The 17,544-nt window shown below is 54.6% G+C and carries 22 protein-coding genes; 9 read left to right on the forward strand and 13 right to left on the reverse strand.

Annotated features, from left to right (window positions below):
* The 4 genes from ABLQ08_RS07410 to ABLQ08_RS07425 all read right to left on the reverse strand — a co-directional run.
* The coding region (locus ABLQ08_RS07410) for a 3-keto-5-aminohexanoate cleavage protein (RefSeq protein WP_352940526.1) at positions 1-492 on the reverse strand (492 nt) is incomplete at its 3' end.
* A 10-nt stretch (positions 493-502) separates the two neighbouring features.
* Positions 503-1,285, reverse strand: coding sequence for a carnitinyl-CoA dehydratase (locus tag ABLQ08_RS07415; protein WP_352940527.1), 783 nt, complete (start codon positions 1,283-1,285; stop codon positions 503-505).
* Positions 1,278-3,314 carry an acetate--CoA ligase family protein gene (locus ABLQ08_RS07420; protein WP_352940528.1) on the reverse strand — a complete coding sequence of 679 codons (2,037 nt, stop codon included), beginning with the start codon at positions 3,312-3,314 and terminating at the stop codon, positions 1,278-1,280. Before ABLQ08_RS07420 ends, ABLQ08_RS07415 begins: the two co-directional genes overlap by 8 nt.
* Positions 3,315-3,316: 2 nt before the next feature.
* Positions 3,317-4,477, reverse strand: coding sequence for an acyl-CoA dehydrogenase family protein (locus ABLQ08_RS07425; RefSeq protein WP_352940529.1), 1,161 nt, complete (start codon positions 4,475-4,477; stop codon positions 3,317-3,319).
* A 78-nt stretch (positions 4,478-4,555) separates the two neighbouring features.
* Here ABLQ08_RS07425 and ABLQ08_RS07430 point away from each other — a divergent pair, with 78 nt between their 5' ends.
* On the forward strand, positions 4,556-5,503 hold the full coding sequence (locus ABLQ08_RS07430; protein ID WP_352940530.1) for a GlxA family transcriptional regulator: 948 nt from the start codon (positions 4,556-4,558) through the stop codon (positions 5,501-5,503).
* 187 nt (positions 5,504-5,690) lie between these two features.
* Complete coding sequence (locus ABLQ08_RS07435) at positions 5,691-7,670, forward strand: multiheme c-type cytochrome (protein ID WP_352940531.1); 1,980 nt, start codon at positions 5,691-5,693, stop codon at positions 7,668-7,670.
* Positions 7,671-7,779: 109 nt separating this feature from the next.
* Here the strand turns inward: ABLQ08_RS07435 and ABLQ08_RS07440 are convergent, their stop codons facing one another.
* The 8 genes from ABLQ08_RS07440 to ABLQ08_RS07475 form a co-directional block, all read right to left on the reverse strand.
* Positions 7,780-8,025: a hypothetical protein gene (locus tag ABLQ08_RS07440; RefSeq protein WP_352940532.1), complete on the reverse strand. Its 246-nt coding sequence runs from the start codon at positions 8,023-8,025 to the stop codon at positions 7,780-7,782.
* Positions 8,018-8,278 (reverse strand): hypothetical protein, encoded by a 261-nt coding sequence (locus ABLQ08_RS07445; protein WP_352940533.1) that lies wholly within the window; start codon positions 8,276-8,278, stop codon positions 8,018-8,020. Before ABLQ08_RS07445 ends, ABLQ08_RS07440 begins: the two co-directional genes overlap by 8 nt.
* Positions 8,256-8,612, reverse strand: coding sequence for a hypothetical protein (locus ABLQ08_RS07450; protein ID WP_352940534.1), 357 nt, complete (start codon positions 8,610-8,612; stop codon positions 8,256-8,258). Before ABLQ08_RS07450 ends, ABLQ08_RS07445 begins: the two co-directional genes overlap by 23 nt.
* Positions 8,609-9,064 carry a lysozyme gene (locus ABLQ08_RS07455; protein WP_352940535.1) on the reverse strand — a complete coding sequence of 152 codons (456 nt, stop codon included), beginning with the start codon at positions 9,062-9,064 and terminating at the stop codon, positions 8,609-8,611. Before ABLQ08_RS07455 ends, ABLQ08_RS07450 begins: the two co-directional genes overlap by 4 nt.
* Positions 9,054-9,269 (reverse strand): hypothetical protein, encoded by a 216-nt coding sequence (locus ABLQ08_RS07460; RefSeq protein ID WP_352940536.1) that lies wholly within the window; start codon positions 9,267-9,269, stop codon positions 9,054-9,056. The genes ABLQ08_RS07455 and ABLQ08_RS07460 overlap by 11 nt, the downstream gene beginning before the upstream one ends.
* A gap of 19 nt (positions 9,270-9,288) precedes the next feature.
* Positions 9,289-9,669: a hypothetical protein gene (locus tag ABLQ08_RS07465; protein WP_352940537.1), complete on the reverse strand. Its 381-nt coding sequence runs from the start codon at positions 9,667-9,669 to the stop codon at positions 9,289-9,291.
* A 246-nt stretch (positions 9,670-9,915) separates the two neighbouring features.
* Positions 9,916-10,248, reverse strand: a complete 333-nt coding sequence (locus ABLQ08_RS07470) for a hypothetical protein (RefSeq protein ID WP_352940538.1) — start codon at positions 10,246-10,248, stop codon at positions 9,916-9,918.
* Complete coding sequence (locus ABLQ08_RS07475) at positions 10,235-11,374, reverse strand: portal protein (protein ID WP_352940539.1); 1,140 nt, start codon at positions 11,372-11,374, stop codon at positions 10,235-10,237. Before ABLQ08_RS07475 ends, ABLQ08_RS07470 begins: the two co-directional genes overlap by 14 nt.
* A gap of 779 nt (positions 11,375-12,153) precedes the next feature.
* On the opposite strand from ABLQ08_RS07475, the gene ABLQ08_RS07480 reads away from it, so the two are divergent.
* From ABLQ08_RS07480 to ABLQ08_RS07500, 5 genes are all read left to right on the forward strand, one after another.
* On the forward strand, positions 12,154-12,720 hold the full coding sequence (locus ABLQ08_RS07480) for a hypothetical protein (RefSeq protein ID WP_352940540.1): 567 nt from the start codon (positions 12,154-12,156) through the stop codon (positions 12,718-12,720).
* 153 nt (positions 12,721-12,873) lie between these two features.
* Complete coding sequence (locus tag ABLQ08_RS07485; protein ID WP_352940541.1) at positions 12,874-13,230, forward strand: winged helix-turn-helix transcriptional regulator; 357 nt, start codon at positions 12,874-12,876, stop codon at positions 13,228-13,230.
* 93 nt (positions 13,231-13,323) lie between these two features.
* Positions 13,324-14,031, forward strand: a complete 708-nt coding sequence (locus tag ABLQ08_RS07490) for a glutathione S-transferase family protein (RefSeq protein ID WP_352940542.1) — start codon at positions 13,324-13,326, stop codon at positions 14,029-14,031.
* A 13-nt stretch (positions 14,032-14,044) separates the two neighbouring features.
* Positions 14,045-14,749, forward strand: coding sequence for a DUF899 domain-containing protein (locus tag ABLQ08_RS07495; protein WP_352940543.1), 705 nt, complete (start codon positions 14,045-14,047; stop codon positions 14,747-14,749).
* On the forward strand, positions 14,736-15,482 hold the full coding sequence (locus ABLQ08_RS07500) for a DUF2182 domain-containing protein (protein WP_352940544.1): 747 nt from the start codon (positions 14,736-14,738) through the stop codon (positions 15,480-15,482). Before ABLQ08_RS07495 ends, ABLQ08_RS07500 begins: the two co-directional genes overlap by 14 nt.
* 18 nt (positions 15,483-15,500) lie before the next feature.
* On the opposite strand, the gene ABLQ08_RS07505 is transcribed toward ABLQ08_RS07500, so the two are convergent.
* Positions 15,501-16,418 (reverse strand): helix-turn-helix transcriptional regulator, encoded by a 918-nt coding sequence (locus ABLQ08_RS07505; protein ID WP_352940545.1) that lies wholly within the window; start codon positions 16,416-16,418, stop codon positions 15,501-15,503.
* A gap of 164 nt (positions 16,419-16,582) precedes the next feature.
* Between ABLQ08_RS07505 and ABLQ08_RS07510 the strand changes: the two genes are divergently transcribed.
* Positions 16,583-16,873: a putative quinol monooxygenase gene (locus ABLQ08_RS07510; RefSeq protein WP_352940546.1), complete on the forward strand. Its 291-nt coding sequence runs from the start codon at positions 16,583-16,585 to the stop codon at positions 16,871-16,873.
* Positions 16,874-16,958: 85 nt separating this feature from the next.
* Positions 16,959-17,420 carry a hypothetical protein gene (locus ABLQ08_RS07515; protein ID WP_352940547.1) on the forward strand — a complete coding sequence of 154 codons (462 nt, stop codon included), beginning with the start codon at positions 16,959-16,961 and terminating at the stop codon, positions 17,418-17,420.
* The last annotated feature ends 124 nt before the right edge of the window (positions 17,421-17,544 follow it).

Raw genomic sequence — 17,544 nt, forward strand, 5'->3', positions numbered from 1 at the left:
GAGCTCGGTCATCATGGCGCCCATGGCCCGCAGCATGCCCGGCGTGTTGGTCATGACATAGTCGGCTTCGGCAAAGTTCATGGTGCCGCAATCGAGCGTGCAGATTTCCGGACGGCATTCGGCAATATGGGCCATGCGTTCGGACGCACCGATCATGTCGGTCCCGGCCGCATTCACCGGAAACGGCGCTTCGGTGGAGCCGAAGACAATGTCGCCGCCCATGCCGGCGGTCAGGTTCAGCACCACGTCGACATCGGCGGCGCGGATCAGCTCCGTCACTTCCCGGTAAAGATCCAGCCTGCGTGACGGGGCGCCGGTTTCCGGATCGCGCACGTGACAGTGCACGACGGCGGCTCCGGCCCTGGCCGCATCAATGGCACTGTCTGCAATCTCGCGCGGACTGCGCGGTACATGCGGCGACTTGTCCTGCGTCCCGCCCGACCCGGTCACCGCACATGTCACAAATACTTCCCGGTTCATCTGCAAAGGCATTGGCTTACTCCTATCGGCCTTTCCAGACCGGGTCGCGTTTTTCAGCGAAAGCTCTCGCCCCTTCCAACTGGTCTTCGGACCGGTAAAGCCTTTCAACAGTCTCAAACTGGCTCTTGGTGATGCGGTTCATTGCATCCTGAAATTTCATGCCTTCAACTTCCCGAACCACTTCCTTGATCGCCGCATAAACAAGCGGCGGTCCCGAGGCCAACAGTTGAGCAAGCTTGCGAGCTTCACTCATCAGGTCGCTGGGAGAATAGATGTGATTGATCAAGCCCCATCGAGCTGCTTCTTCGACGTCAATCCAGCGACCGGTCAACAGCATTTCCATGGCTATGTGATAGGGGATACGCTTTGGAAGTTTGATACTTGCCGCATCAGCGACCGTTCCGGAACGGATTTCGGGAAGCGCAAAGGTGGCATGTTCCGCCGCGAGGATCAGATCTGCGGACAAAGCAAGCTCAAGACCGCCTCCACAACAGATGCCGTTTACCGCCGCAATGACGGGCTTGTTGAGACCGCGCAGCTCCTGAAGACCACCAAAACCACCTTTTCCATAGTCACCATCAACCGCATCACCTGATGCAGCAGCCTTTAAGTCCCAACCCGGGCAAAAAAACTTCTCTCCCGTCCCTGTAATGATTGCCACCCTGAGGTTCGGGTCGTCCCTGAATTCGGTGAAAACGTCACCCATAATACGACTGGTCGCAAGATCAATTGCATTCGCCTTTGGTCGATCCAGCGTGACTTCCAGAACGTGACCGTCTTTACTGGTTTTGATTGGATCACTCATCGATTGCCTCTCCACATTTGATCAATGCATCCACCGCGATCGCAAAATCTCGGCCGCACAGCAAAGGATTGATTTCAATTTCCTCGACCGCAGTCGACATGGCGTAACTCTGAACAGCCATCACAGCATCATTGATTGCATCAAGGTCGCATTGGGGACCGCCCCGATAGCCCGAGAGAATCTCAAAAACTCTCAATTTACTAAGTGCATCGCTCACCTCTGATCGGGAAACTGGCAGGATCAGAGAGACACTGTCCTGAAGCAGCTCCGTCAACACCCCTCCCGCTGCGAGGGTCAGGATGAGGCCATGTGCGGGATCACGCAAAACACCCACCAGAAGCTCGGCAATGCCACCTGTCACCATTTCCTCGACAAGGAAACGATCGGCTGGCATAGCACTTGCTGCGTCGGAAACCTCTTCGGCAGACATCAGGTTAAGAGAAACCGCTCCGGCCTCAGTCTTGTGCGCAATTCCAAGACCCTTCAAAACCACAGGAAAGCCAACGTCTTCAGCAACAGAAACGGCCTCGAATGCACCTTTTGCCTGAACGCTGACGGGTATCCGCGCACCATGTTTCTGCAGGGCAATTTTTGCTTTGCCCTCCGAAATCGTTATCGAATTCCCGACCGTCTTGGGAATATGGATCGTTTCTGAAGTCAACTCCTCAGGAATTGAAGAAACCGCAGCGATCGCTGACATGGCTTCCTCCATTCCACAAAAAGGGACGATTCCTTTTGCCATGAGTGATACGGCGACATCCTCGGGCAAAGTCTCTGTCAGAGAACTCAATACCGCCATGGGTTTACCGGTGGCCTTGACCGCAATCTCTATGGCTTCAAGCACTTTCACCCATTCATCCTGTGAGCAACGATCAGCACGAGGAAAATCCAGAACGACAATTCCGAGCGAAAGATCTCCCTGCATCATCGCCGTGAAAGTTCGGCTCATTTCATCGACGTCGCCCCAGATATAGGTGTGGTAATCTAGGGGGTTAGCAAGCGCCACTTTATGACCCAGGACTCTTTTGAGGTGTGTCTTCTGTTGGTCATCGAGCTCCGGAAAGAAAACACCTTTTTGGAATGCCGTGTCTGCCATCAGGCTTGCTTCCCCTCCGGAGCAGGACATGGAAGCGATACGCGCATTTGGCAAATAACCTGCGACATGCACCAGCTTGAGCGTTTCCAACAACACTGGGAGACTGTCGACCTGAGCGATCCCCAATCGCCTGAAAAGGGCGCTCGCCCCGGCCATGCCTCCTGCCAGCGATGCGGTATGCGAAACCGTTGCGGTTTTGGCTTGTTCAGACTTGCCTACCTTCAAGGCGACCAGCGGCTTTCCAAGCGCGTTGGCTTTGCGAGCGAATTGCTCAAAACCGCGAAGATCACCGATACCCTCGATATGCAGTCCGATAGCCGTCACACGATCATCATCCAGTAACGCCTCGCCGATATCCGAAAGACCTGTTTGTGCCTGATTTCCAACAGTCAGAAGGTAGGCTATCGGCAGACCCCGCGTCTGCATCGTCATGTTCAAGGCAATGTTCGAGGATTGCGAAATAATCGCAATACCGCGAGAAACAACCTCCGCACCGTGCTGGTCAGGCCAGAGCATTGCGCCGTCCAACGCATTGATGAAACCGTAGCAGTTGGGTCCTAGGATGGGCATGTCACCCGCTGCAAGCACCAACTCTTCCTGCAGGCTATGGCCATCATCAAGTTCTTGGGCGGCTTCGCGAAATCCTGAAGCGAAGCAAACAGCACCACCTGCCCGAATTGCCGACAAGCGCCGTACTATATCGACCGTCAAATGCCTGTTGACACCTATAAACGTTGCATCCGGTGCAAACGGCAGTTCGTCAATCGACTTAACAGCCATGCAGCCACCGACTTCACTCCGTTTGGGATGAACCACTCGGAGTTCACCGCGAAATCCACTTTTCCTGCATTCGCGAACGACGTTCTCACACCACGTCCCACCACCTATCACTGCGACCGATTTTGGTCGGAGCAAGCGTTCGAGCGACCGCATTTCTATGCTCCAAGCGGCCGGAAGATATCCCGGCTGATGATATGACGCTGAATCTCGCTGGTTCCGTCCCAGATTCTCTCGACCCGGGCGTCGCGCCAGAACCGCTCAATCGGGAAATCATCCATGAGGCCCATTCCTCCATGGATCTGAAGCGTTGTATCAGTAACCTTCGCCAGCATTTCAGTCGCAAATAGCTTGGCGCTTGCAATTTCACGATTTGAGGGCAACCCCTGGTCCAACCGCCAGGCGCCCGCCAGCGTCATCCAGTCAGCAGCATCAATTTCGGTGATCATGTCGGCGACCTGAAAGCCAACTCCCTGAAACTTTGCGATTGATTGACCGAACTGCTTGCGTTCCACCGAATAGTTCACTGCATGATCAAAGCATCGGCGTGCGCGCCCGACGCTCATGGCCGCCACCGTCAAGCGAGTAGCGTAAAGCCAATCATTCATCACATCGAAACCTCCGTCGACCTCTCCTAAGATCTGACAGTCAGGCAAGCGGCATTTGTCGAAGTACAAAATGTAATTCTTGTAACCCCGATGGCTGACAGAATTGTAGCCGTCTCGAACTTCGAAACCTGGCGTGCCACGATCTACGAGAAAGCAGGTAATTCTCTTCTTCGGTCCCTTCGGGGTCTCGTCAACACCAGTTGCAACAAACACAATGAAAAAGTCGGCGTGCTCAGCACCTGAAATGAAATGTTTGGAACCGGATATCACCCAGTCCCCGCCATCGCGGATCGCCTGGCATTTCATCCCTCGGACATCGGAACCTGCATCCGGTTCAGTAATGGCGAGCGCATCCATTTTTTCGCCGCGCACAGCAGGCATTAGATAACGCTCGCGCTGTTCACCTTCACAAGCCATCAGGATGTTCTGAGGACGGCCGAAAAAGTGCGTCAACGCCATTGAGCCTCTTCCGAGCTCACGTTCCACCAAAGTGAAATCCACGTGACTGAGCCCTGCACCTCCGACTTCCTCCGGAAAGTTGCAGGCATAAAAGCCGAGATCGATGCATTTTTGCTTGAGCTCTTCGCCAAGCACCAAGGGAACCTGCCCTGTTTTTTCCACCATGTCTTCGTGGGGATAGATCTCGTTTTCGACAAAAGAGCGAACCGTTGAAACGATCATCTCTTGTTCTTCACTTAGCCCAAAATGCATCTGACACCTCCTCTTGCCTCAGCTTCACAAGAGTGAGACAAGTTGGGAGACAAAACTGTGCAATTTTGGTAGAAAACTATGCAATTTTCGGAAAAACCTGCACAAACACAATCTATCTGTGTTTTGCTATTTGAAAGTTTCTCCAATCATTGCCTCGCAAACGCAATCGAACCTTTCCGTGCGGCCAATACCATTGCGCGTCAAAGTCTTTATTCTTGGAGACATATCAGCCTGGAAGGCGGCACAATAACTTCATCAAGCGGACTGCCGGTCGAAACGCTGTCGTGGGCTGAGTCTAGGCCAAGCGGGGACTATTTCATTGTTATGCCGAGTTACGGCTTTTCCGAATATGCGAACCCCAGAACCAGTGATGTCTTACGCACTGCCAGAACACGCTTCTCGACGCTCGTAGGTATGGATACGGGCGCATGGCTACTGGCAAAAGCCGGTCTGCTTGACGGATACCAGGCTACGATTCATTGGGATGAGTTCACCCGTTTTTCTGAAACCTTCCCCCAAGTGGATGCTGTTGAGAATCGTTTCATCATTGAACCTGGCTTGGCCACATGTGGTGGGGCCTCAACAGCCTTCGAGCTTACGCTTGAATTGATCAAAAAGCATCATAGCCCGATGTTTGCACTGGAGATCGCCGCACTCTTCATGCATGGCGACAAACTTGAAATGCATGATCCTTTCCAGAGGATGTCATCTGATACACTTGTTCGCAGTGCAACGGCACTAATGCGCAGGACAATCGAACGACCTCTGTCCATACCAACAATTGCCAATCGACTGGGTATCGATCAACGAACTCTAGAAGACCACTTTCAGCACGAGATGCGTCTGACGCCAAGCTCTGTCTACAAGTCCATTCGCCTTCGTGAAGCCCGCCGGCTAGTCGAACTGACGACGTTAAACATAGCTGAGATTGCAGAGCGTTGTGGTTATCAGAACACAAGCGCGATGACTCGCGCCTATCGCCTTGAATTCGGACAACCTCCCAGGGTTCACCGGCAATTGCTCTGATTTCTACAACTACGCGAAGGGACTTATGATACTGCGCGCCATCAGTACAATAATGGCATTCTATTACTCCGGTCCTACGGGGAAGATTTTCTTGACATCTTCACTCAAACGATAGCCGATTACGTCATGAGATAATCGACGCGACTTTTTGATCGTTTCCTTATGTATTTGAAAATCAACAATGTGAATGCGCACCGTGTTTGGGAAGAACGGTATGTTTGAACCAACTCGTTTTGGACTTCTTTTTCTTAAATTTGTCTTTGCGACCACTGCAGCATTCGCGCAGGCTGATCCGATACCCAACTATGTAGGGTCAGGAAGCTGCGAAACCTGTCACCAGACTGAGGCAGGTACCTGGCAACAATCGCATCACGCAAAAGCCTGGATGAGACCTGACGGGGACACCGTAGATGGAGATTTCAACGATGCCACCTTCACTCACAAGAGCAGAAAAACCCGCTTCTTTCAGACCAATGAAGGCTATTTCATCGAAACCTCTGACATTGTCGACGCCCCCCAGACCTTCAAGGTCGTGGGAGTTGGAGGAATTGCTCCGCTACAGCAATACCTGATTGAATTGGAACCTGGTCGACTGCAGTCTTTTGATGTCGTTTGGGATCAGCAAAACAAGACCTGGTTTCACCTTTACCCCGATCAGGTCCTGAAGCCGGAAGACGGCTTTCACTGGAGCGGTCCGTACAAGAACTGGAATGCCAGATGCGCGGAGTGTCACTCCACCGGTTATTCAAAAAACTACAGCTTGCGCAATCGGCAGTACACGAGCACACAGGTCGAGATTGGTGTCGGTTGCGAAGCTTGCCACGGTCCCGGTGAAGCGCATGTTGCATGGGCGGAGAACCAGACCCAATCAGCGCATTCACCTTTTCCAGGATTATCGAATAAAGGCCTTCTCTTAAGTTTTTCCAGAGCTGAGCCAGAGAAGGAAATTCAACAATGTGCCGGTTGCCATTCTCGCAGAGAACCGTTCCAGGACAGCTCCCCTATCCCAGGTACACCTTTCCATGACAGTTACCGATTGGCATTGCTACGTGAGGGTCTCTATCACCCGGACGGTCAGATCCTCGACGAGGTGTATGTCTATGGGTCTTTCCTGCAATCAAAAATGTATGCTGAAGGTGTCAGATGCACAAACTGCCACGACCCGCATAACGCACGTTTAATTGCCCCTGGAAATGCAGTTTGCTCTCAGTGTCATTCAACTGCAGGCAATTCTGATTTTCCGTCACTTTCACCCAAAACGTACGACGCCCCCTCCCATCACTTTCACGAGACCGGCACAGAGGGTGCCCAATGCATTTCCTGCCATATGGTTGAACGAACCTATATGGGTGTCGATGGCCGCCGAGATCACTCATTTAGAGTTCCGCGACCTGACCTGAGCGTGACGATTGGAACACCTAACGCATGCAATGATTGTCATCAGGACCAAACTCCGGCCTGGGCAGCAGCGGAACTTGAAGCCAGATTCCCCGATAGCAAGCACCGTACAAGGCATTTTGGTGAAACATTTGCGACGGCGAGAAGCAATTCCGCAGGCCTGATAAAGGAGCTCTTGGGGATCGCTTCACAGCGGACATTTCCTGCAATCGTTCGCGCAACCGCTCTAAACCTGTTGGGCCGCCATGCAAATGCAGATCTGGCAAACCAGGTTTCGCCCTTTTTGAAAGACGCTGACCCGTTAATCAGAGCTGCGGCAGTTGCACTTCAGGAACACGCTTCAAGCAACCTGAAGGCAGAACGGATCGCGAAAGCGCTCGAAGATCCCGCGAAGGCAGTAAGAATTGCCGCGGCACGTCAACTTTTGACTATACGGCGGGGAGATCTTCCCGAGAATGCGGGCACGGCGGCAATAAGGGCTTCAAGGGAGTGGCAATCATCCTTGGCAGCCAAGTCCGATTTTCCAGAGACGCATATGGCGATCGGTGGTGCCGCACTTGCGATGAGAAACGTTGCGGCTGCAACAAATGCCTTTTCGGAAGTAACGGAACTCGATCCTCAACTCGTTCAGGCCTGGGTCATGCTAGTGCAACTTTTCTGGGCGCAACGAGATTTGTCAGCGGCTGAAACCACCCTCAAAAAAGCACTGGACGCCAATCCGGGCGACCCAAACCTGCTTGAACTGAAAATGCAGTTTCTCGCCCAGTGAGGAGCGGAACAGAATTCGATACCGGGCATATCCTTGATCCTGCACCAGCAACGTCACGCGCTAAAGCTGGGCTGTAGCGTTCGTAAACGTCGTTTTTATCGCATCCATTTCACTTCAATCCGGTGAAGATCTTGTAAAGCCCCGCCAGGGCCAGAGCCCCGATGATCGTATTGATGGCCTTGCCTTTGACGCTTGATGTGCCTTTGCGCAGATCGCGCAGGAAGTGCATATCTTTTTGAGCTTCGAACGGGTGTTCAACATCGACACCAAGAGCGCGCAGCACTTCCCTTGCGGCTTCCCGTCCACCCTCTTTGCCGCCTTCCTTGGCGACCTCGCGCAATTCGTCTTCAGTCACCTTCGCCCCCTGCAAAGCCGATCTTGATTTTGTCGTACCACTGGCCGCACCGCCTCGCGCGGGCATTGGCGCGGCCAAGGGCTTGGTCTGTCCGGATCAAGGCAACGTCCAGAGGTTCCCCGATCCGGACGCCTGACCTTTCGCGCAACCGGCAATCTGTCGGATAGGGCGGCAACTCCTTGGTTGCTTCCGTTTCGCCTTGGGTCGCGGCGGCGACCTGCAACCGTTCGTCAACGGTTCCGCAGGCGGTCAATAAGGCCAGGCTGCACAACGCAACCGGCCTCAACAGTCGAAACATAGTGTTCCAGCTCCTGTGCTGCGGCCTCTGCTTCCGCGTTGGCCTTTTCGATTTCTGTTTGAAGGAAACGCCTCGCCCCATCAGCGACGGCCTGACGGCGCTTCAATTCTTCCAGTTGGAGCCGTGCCGCGGTCAGCTCGACCTTTGCGACATACTCAACCACTGCCCGACGCACTGCGCTTGTCTTGTCGACTTTGTGCCAAACAAAAAGGCCGCCCAGAACGGCGGCAATGGCGAGTGCTGTACGCGCTGTGCGGCTTTGCATGATCCAAGCAACAGCCCCGATCATTTCAGGCCTTCCAGGCAAAGCCTATGCTCTGCCGCACGGCGGTTCACAAGCCCCTTGATGGTGCGGCCACCAGCCTTGTTGAACCACTTGGCAGCATTGCACGCGCCGCGAACGTCGCCGCGGTTGAGCCGCTTTCGCGCCGTCGACCGGCAAAACGCCCCTACCCCGATATTGTAAGTCAGGCTGACGAAAGCGACATAGGACTTGCCGGGAATGGCATCCGGGTTCTTCAGGCACTTGCGCATTCCGGCTTCGTGCTTTCGCAGTGAGCGCATAAGCATTGCATCGCATTCAGCCTTTGTGTACTTGTCCCCGAGCTTTACCCCATAGGTCTCGCCGTAGCAGACAGTCGGCACGCCCACAACGTCACGATAAGCAGTCAGGCGCAGGCCTTCCCAAGCACCGACAAGCGCAATCGCCGCCGCGCCGACAGTCCCGGTTTTACGTCCCATCTCTGTAATTCCTCTGTGCAAGAATGCGGGCGACGAATGCGCCAGCAGTGGAAAGAGCCGACAGAAGCGCCAGGCGCCCCGGCTCGATGAAGTCACCCAGAAAGGGCAACGCGACTTCCGCGCCGGACAGCAGCGCAGCAAAGATCATGAGGCGCACGCTCCACGCTCTGCGCAGAACGCGGCGCCAATTCGAGATCAGTCTCATACTTGGGAACCTCTGGAAGCTATCCGGAGGCGGAAAGGAACACGGCGAGCACTAAGGCCCACCAAAAGGCACCAATGGCGAATTCGCTGTGCCTGTTGCCGAGCCCAGAAAGTTTCTTGAGCGCATAGGCCAGAACACCCAGAACGGCGAAGACGGGCGCAAATAGTGTGACCACTGGAGCCGCGTAAGCCCATGCCACCACGGCCAGGTATGGAGCCACGAAGAGCCCGTGCCGCCAGAACATGGCCACATGGTCGGAACCAAAACTGATTGCATCGATAAACTTGACGAAGGCAGTATCTCGCCGCGGATCGTCCTTTTGCTTCGCATCGTCTTCATGAAGATCGAACCAAAGCCCCCAACCAGGCGCGCCCCAGATCAAGAAGCCAATGCCGGTCATGATAGCGAAATCGCGGTCCCCGAACCCTGCCCAAGTCAAGAGCCCCAGGACCGGGGAGACATAGAACAGCGCCCGACCTGGGAGCGGGTCAGAAAGATGTGGCCAGCCTCCACCCCTAAAGCGGTTTGCCACCATGAACAGCGGAAGAGCCACAAGCCAAATGATCAATGTCGAAAGTATAGGAATCCTTTCAGGCATAAAAAAAACCGCCTCGAGGGCGGTGGTGTATTCAGGGGGGAGGCAGGCTCAGATTTGTAAGGCCACCTGCCAAAGCGTGTCAACTTCTTCCGGAGTGAACCCGAGGGCGGAAGACAGCGTAACGACAAGTGGGGTTAGTCGCTCAAATTGCTCCGCATCCTGCCAGTCAATTTCCGCCTCTTCGCGCTCTGTTTCGTCCGGAATTGAAGCTATGAGCGCTTCAATTTCTGTCGAGGTGACCTTTTGTTTACCGGGAAGGATTTCGCCCGCCTTGAGCAATCCGCGCCGGAATTGTCGACGCGATAACGAAGGCGTGTTTTTCCGCGCCTCATCGGCCGTTAGCACTTTCTCCGTGAAAACTTGGTTTTCAAAATCCCACACGGCGTCCGGAAATGTTGGCTCTGCAGGAACTTCCACTTTTCCCTCGGGGATTGACCGTATCGATCATCGGCCGGAACAGCGGCCTGCCCTGTTCGTCGATCAGGCCGGGGTTCGTCCGACCCGGATTGAGATCCAGCTGCCGTTCCTGGGCATGGGTGGCAATCGGCGGGCGCACCGCCTGCGAACTGGCAATCAATCCGTCACGCGCGAGGCTTTGCAGGCTCTTGATGTCGCTCATCAGTTTGGCCTGAGGCGGCGAACCATAGGGAGACAGGCCGTCCCGGTCCCAGCGGCTGATCACCAGCGGATATTCGAAATACCCGCCCTTCCGGCAGACATGTTTGCTTTCTTCCTCAAAGTGGACGCTTTCATAGCGCGACTTGCGGATGTCCGTTGCATCCTCGAAGCCGCCCTCGCGCAGAAAGCAGGCGTGAACAAAACTGTGCTCCGTATTCTTGCGCTTCGGATCATCCGCTTCCTCCCTGATCTTGTCGGAAACGTTGCCGCCATATTCCTTCACGGCTTGCCAGGCTTTCAGCTTGCGCACCCGGAAGAAGCCGCAATCGGCGCCTTGCGCATCGACGACCAGATAGATCTCGTAAAGCGGCACATAGCGGTAATGGATCGGCGTGCGGATATCGGCAAGGTTACCCTCGTTTTCGGCCGGAAACAGGACGCCTGTCCCCAATTTCACGGTCGACAAAAGCCGTGACCGGTTGGCAAGCGCAAAACCGGACTTTCCGGATGAGCGCACGCGAAACAGGTGATCCCGCACCAGCTCGAAAAACTCCTCGTCCTCCTGTGTCGGCGGCGGCGCGAACGGGTCGCCGAAACCTACCCCATGCCAGTTGAAACCTTCCGGCATGGTCAGCGACCCGACACCGGACGCAAGCCGGTCCAGCAACCAGACCGCCGTCGGGTCGTAGAGTTTGCGCGAGCGCTCCCTGGCGGCAGAATGGCGAAAGGCGCTCATGCCGTCCTGAGCAGTCACCCCGCCCGGCCGGTTGAACGCCCGTTCCATATCGGGCGCTGTGTATGTCACATAGTCCTGCCAGTCGGCTTCGTACCATTGGCGTTCGGACCGGGCGCTTTGCAGCTCCGATTTCAGATCATCGACAATACCCATGTGGATCAAGCCCGCCCCAGAAGCGTAACACCGGGCCGGGAAGCACTCAGGTAATCAGATACACCCAGCGGCCCGGTAACGTTGGTTGCTCTTGTGTTGTATGCAGCAGCCCGGCGCCTGCTGTTTGAAAGTTGAAGGCTCTTTGCCTGTCTTTGCGTGTCCGGCGCACGTGGTGGCGGCGGAGTTGGCGTTGGTTCTGGAGTTTTCGGTTTTGAGAACATGCACATAAGGGCACCTCATTCTGTCTTGAGTGAATATGCGGAAATGACATCCATGAACGGCGGAAGGCCACCCATCGCATTACGTGCCAAACCGTAGCCCCTGCATATTCTGCAAGGTCCGGGCATTGGCGACGGCAAGTATTTGCAATTCGGGATCTGGGAAGGCGCGAAGGTCTGACAAAACTTCGCAACTTGAAATTCTGTTCGTTCGCGGAGCGATGCAGCGAAGCAGCCACACTTTCCCAATGTATCGGTATGAGGACTGTTTTAACCTCGATTTGACGAAGCGTCGAGCCTCGTCAAATGTCTGAAATCCTTGTTCAGACACGATTTTTCAGAAAATGTATTGCGATCAAGGGCATCGGCAACCATCGTCATATTGCGCTTTTCTGCAACTTTTCCTTCAATGCCGTCCACCTGCCTTTTGTCGGCTGACAGCCATTCAAAGGTCGCCCCAGCGCACATAAAAACACACGCCCCATGGCTCCTGCCCAGTCCGGATGCTATTCACCAACGCAGCACTGTTTGAAATCAAACATTTTCCAGGGATTCTACCGAGTGGTTTTCGCCCTCTCCGTCGCATTGGCTTATGTCCTGACAAACATCGACGGCCTGTTCGCCTTTCTTGCTCTTTCTTCCTCTGGGCGGCGCAAGCAGGTTCTCTCCGGCTTTATGGTCGCCCATGTTGCGGTCATTGGCGGTTCGTTTCTGGTGGGGGCCGGCGCGACATTTATTTCTCCCGAATTGTTGGGATATCTCGGCATCGTCCCGATTGGATTGGGTTTGTGGGAGATCTGGAAGACAAACCGCCACTCGGCTCTGGACCAGACGGAAGCCCCGTCGGCCAACTCCGTCATCGGGGCCTCGTCGATTTTCCTGGCACTCAGCACCGACACGTTCGTGTTGCTGGCTGCTATCTTCGCAGACAGCCGTCAGGAGATGGATCACTTTGCGGTGCTCGGCGCCGTCCTCGCTGTTGCCGGCCTCCTTGTGCTGGGCACGGCACTGTCGAACGGTCTTGCAAGAAACAAGAATATCGGCCGCTTCTTTGAACGCCTTTCCCCCTTTGTCATGATTGCCGCCGGGATCTACATCCTGCTCGATACGACCACGGACGTTTTCTAGAACGAATCCCTCGGTGCCGGGTCCCTTGATGCTGGAATGCCTGGGAACCCTGTTTCTGGAGGCAGGCATGATTTTCGCGTATAACCGTCGAAACAAGACCATTGAGCAATTCTCGTGCTTTCGGTGCTCTCACCCGAACTCAACGGAGGAACCATGCCGGACGATCAGGACACAAGGCTCTGCCCCGCCCCCGTCATCTTCAACATGATTGGCGGCAAGTGGAAACTCACCATCCTGCAGATTCTGATTTTCAGGGGCACCAAACGCTTCGGAGAACTCCAACGCGAAATGGACGGCATCACTCAGACCATGCTCACCAAGCAGCTCCGCGCTCTGGAAGACGATGGGCTGGTGAACCGCAAGGTCTATGCAGAAGTTCCTCCGCGTGTCGAATATTCCGCGACCCCGGACGCACTCGCGCTGAAGACCATGTTCCAGACCATGCATCAATGGTGGGTGGACCACAGGGAAGAAAAGTTGGACGAAAAAACGATTGAATTTCAACAATAGTATCTTTTTGAGTGCTATATACGATTTTTCTGCCTACTTGCTTGTTGATACTATAGGCGCACATTCTCCCTATCGGAAAACGGGAGAAATTCGATGCGACCAACTCTATACACATTCAGTGGTGCGCCGCGAGGCTGGCGGGTACTCTTGGGCTTCGCCTTCAAGGGGATCGATGCAGACATCAGGATCCTCAGCGTTTCGGAACGAGATCATCTGAAACCCGAATTCCTGGCGATGAACCCACGCGCCAAGGTTCCGGTTATGACGTCGGGCGACACGTTGTTGCGCGACTCCATAGCCATTCTTGCCTGGTTGGACAGGGCCTATCCGGCAAAGCCACTATTTGGTGAAACACCAGAACAAGCTGCGATCATCTGGCAAATCGCCATGGAGTGCCGGGAATACCTGCGTGAAGCCAACCGGCAACTCCTGAGCCGTGCGTTCTTCACCGATGCCAAGGTTCCTCAAGCGGGAAGCGAAGACGACCAGACTTTCCAACAGGAATCCGCTCTTGTTCACGCCGAATGCCATTACCTGGAAAGCCTCCTGTCCGACGGTCGAACGTTCCTTGCGGGTGAAAAGCCCAGCGCAGCGGACGCACTCGCATATCCCGAAGTCAGGTTGTTGCAGCGGGCAGTTGAGACCAGAACCGAACTGATGACCGCCGCCGGCTTCGGTTACCCGCCCGATCATTATCCATATGTCGCTGCCTGGAAGAACCGGTTGAACGCGTTGCCGGAAGTCGCCGCTACGATGCCGCCTCACTGGCGGGAAGACACCCCGATTGCCAAAAGTGCCTGAAGAGACTTGGAAGATGTCACATCCTGTTACTGCAACGCGCGAAGAGTGGCTGAAGGCCAGACTGGATCTGCTTCAACGCGAAAAGGAACACACCCGGCTCAAAGACGAAATCACCCGAGCACGTCAGGCCCTGCCCTGGATCAGGTTGGACAAAACCTACGTCTTCGAAACCGAATCCGGCCATCAAACCTTGAGCGACCTGTTCGGTCCTCACTCCCAGCTCATTACCTACCATTTCATGTTCGGCCCGGCATGGGAGGAAGGCTGCAAGAGTTGCTCTTTCTGGGCCGACAGCTACGAGGGCCTTTCAGCACACTTTGCTGCTCGCGACATCGCTTTCAGTGCAGTCTCATCGGCACCGTTGGCGAGGCTTCTTGAATTCAAGTCACGCATGGGCTGGACTTTCAATTGGGTCTCGTCCTTCCAGAACGGCTTCAATCACGACTTTGATGTCGGCTTTGACAAGACCCGTCCAGCAGATCGCGGTACTGCCTACAATTTCGGCATCATGCCAGAAGCATTCATGGATGAGATGCACGGTACCAGTGTCTTTGCCAAGGACGAGAAAGGGGCCGTCTACCACACTTACTCCATGTATGGGCGCGGCCTCGATGCCACAAATGCCGCCTACGCCTATATCGATCTGACGCCCAAAGGCCGGGACGAACCGGCGGAAGGCAATCCGATGGCCTGGGTAAGACACCATGACCGGTACTGACAGCCAAGCCACCATCCGAACGTTGCCGGCAGGCCTCCTGCCGGTGGCTCTGCCCTTCGTGTGTTCAGCACTCCTTTGGGCGTTTGTCCTCACGGGCAGTGGCACAGGCATGTCCGTTTGGGCCATGACGCGACTGTCTTTGCCGCCGGCCCAGCAAGTGGCTGGTCTCGTTGAAGATTGGACAGCCAGCTACGCACTGCAAATGATCCTGATGTGGTGGACCATGATGCTTGCGATGATGTTTTTGCCGATTGGTCTGAATGAGTTCAACCGCTTCAGACGCTCAACTGTTCTCGCCAGCCTTGTTTTCCTGTGCGGTTACTCTTTCGTTTGGCTATTGTTCGCAATCGCTGCGGCGGGTCTGCAATGGGGACTGGAGAAGACGGCTCTGCTCCATCCCTTCATGATGTGGAGCGTTTCGCCGAATCTTTCCGCTGCTTTGCTGGCAGGTGCAGGTGTTTATCAGCTGACCGGATTGAAATCACGCACGCGGTCTGCCTGCCGCCTTTCCCGCTTGTCCCTTCATTCGGCCCTCGTCTTCGGGAAAAACTGTGTCCTCAGCACAGGACCATTGATGCTGCTCTTCTTCGTAGGAGGTGCCATGAACCTGGTCTGGATGGCCGGCCTGACACTCATCGTTCTGGCGGAACGCTGCCTGGAAGATTGCAGACTGTTTGACCTTTCGCTCAGCGCTCTACTGGTTGGCACGTCAATTTGGTGCGTTTATCCGTGACACAATTCAGTTCAAAAGTTACAGGTTCGACAATCGCAATCGCTTGGGTGTCACTCCAAATCTGTTTTTGAACATTGCAATGAAATGCGACGTATTCTGGTAACCCGCATCCAGTGCGATATCCGTCACCGCGGCAGAGGTGTCCAGAACCGCTTCACGGGCTTTGAGAAGCCGTTGCTCGATCAGATACTGGCTCGGCGCAATCCCGAATTGCCGTTTGAATTCTCTGTTGAACGAAGAAACCGAGCGTCCGGACAACAACGCGTAGTCGGCGACACTGAGATTGTGCGCCTGATGGATACGCATGAGATGCCGGATGTTCCTCTTTCCCGTTTCCGTGCTGTTCTCACCCAAGAACGCCCCAAGTTTCTTCGGCTCATCGATTGCCGCCACAAGGTGCAGCAATTCCAGAAGCCTGGCATTCAGCATGCCACGGGCATTGGGCAAATGCCGATAGGCTGTCGCAAGCGAACGCATATAGTTCGGAACGCCCTCCCGGGCAGCGATCTTGTAGGCTCCTACCCGATTGTCATTTTGCGTCCAACGACTGACTGCAGTCCGCTGAAACTCGGAAACGATCCTTTGATCAAAGAAGAACAGAAAGGCTTCCAGCGGACCGGTGTCGTTGGTGAAGTTCGACACCATATGCAGGTTTCGCGGCAACAGGATCATCTCTCCGGCCTGCACAATTAATTCCTCACCAACAGGCGTGATGAAAGTTTCTCGTCCGCGCATGACGAAACAGAGGCAGGGCACAGAGCTGAAGAACTCCACGCCCAAGGCATTGGCACTGATCAGCTTGTGAAAAATGGCCGCCGCGCCATCCTGCATTACTCTGTGAGCATCGGCAAAGCCCGCGAGCCCTTGAGGAATAATAAGGCATTGGCTCAATCCATCTGCCAACGCCGCTGCCCGGTCACTTTTGTTCTTGCGCATATTGCCTCTCATAAGTGCAGGCAGAATTGCATGTTCGAGCCTTCGCGTTCAGTGGACCTAATGCCTCACGTCACGCCCGATTTCCAGTATTTTTGATCAGTCATGGATATCGGCAGATTCCGGCCACCCGTATGAAAACCACACTCAACAAAGGAGACGATCAAATGAGTGTTTGGGTGACCCTGGAGATGACTGTTCGCGAGCAACAATACGCAAAGCTCGAGCCGTTTTTGGAAGAAAAGCTGCCGGCCGTAAGAAGCTACGACGGTGCGTTGTCTGTATCGATATTTTTTGACCAGACAAGCAATCAACTGCTGATCCTGGAGGAGTGGAAATCCCGCCAGCATCATCAGTCTTATATTCAGTCGATTACTGAAAATGGTGTCATGCAGCAACTTCTTTCGTTCATGACCACCCCTCCCGAAGTCCAGTATTACGACAGGGTGATGATATGACTGGCGCCACCATGACTTGCTGCAACGGGAAGATGTCCTAGCTACAAACACTGAGCTCGGTTTTCGGACAGGATGGGAGGGACGAGTGGGCCTGTTGCATGTATCGATCAACGCGGAATTTCCGCAAAATGTTGCCGAGTTTCTCGCCCATCTTCTGGGCGGAAACGCAATGCCCTTTCCGCCTTTTCCCGACAGCTGGATTGCCTTTGCTGCTACCGATGACGGCACCGCGATCGAAGTCTATCCGCTCACGCACGTTCTTCAGGCAGGGCCGGAACAGATCGAGTGTCGCATCGGCACGCCGGATTCCGGCCCGAGCTTTGCTCATGCAGCTATTGCATCTTCTCTTCTTGCAAGGGAGATCATTTTGGCCGCTACGGAAAGAAACTGGCTGGCAAGAACCTGCAACCGAGGCCCTTTCCATTGTGTGGAAGTCTGGCTGGAGAACCGATTGCTGATCGAGGTGCTCGACCCCGGCATGCAGCAAGAATATCGAAACGGTATGACAATGACGAACTGGGCTCGAATGTTCGACCTCAATACGTGATCCCTCAACCAGTATAATAACGTTGCGTAAACTTTGTTCTTGCACCCACACTTCGAGTTGTTAGGCTCTTTGCGCGAACGGCACTTTTCAGGGGCGATTTTCTGTGCTGATCCGAAAGGAGGCC

This window comes from Roseibium sp. SCP14 (assembly GCF_040329475.1).
Classification (GTDB): Bacteria; Pseudomonadota; Alphaproteobacteria; order Rhizobiales; family Stappiaceae; genus Roseibium.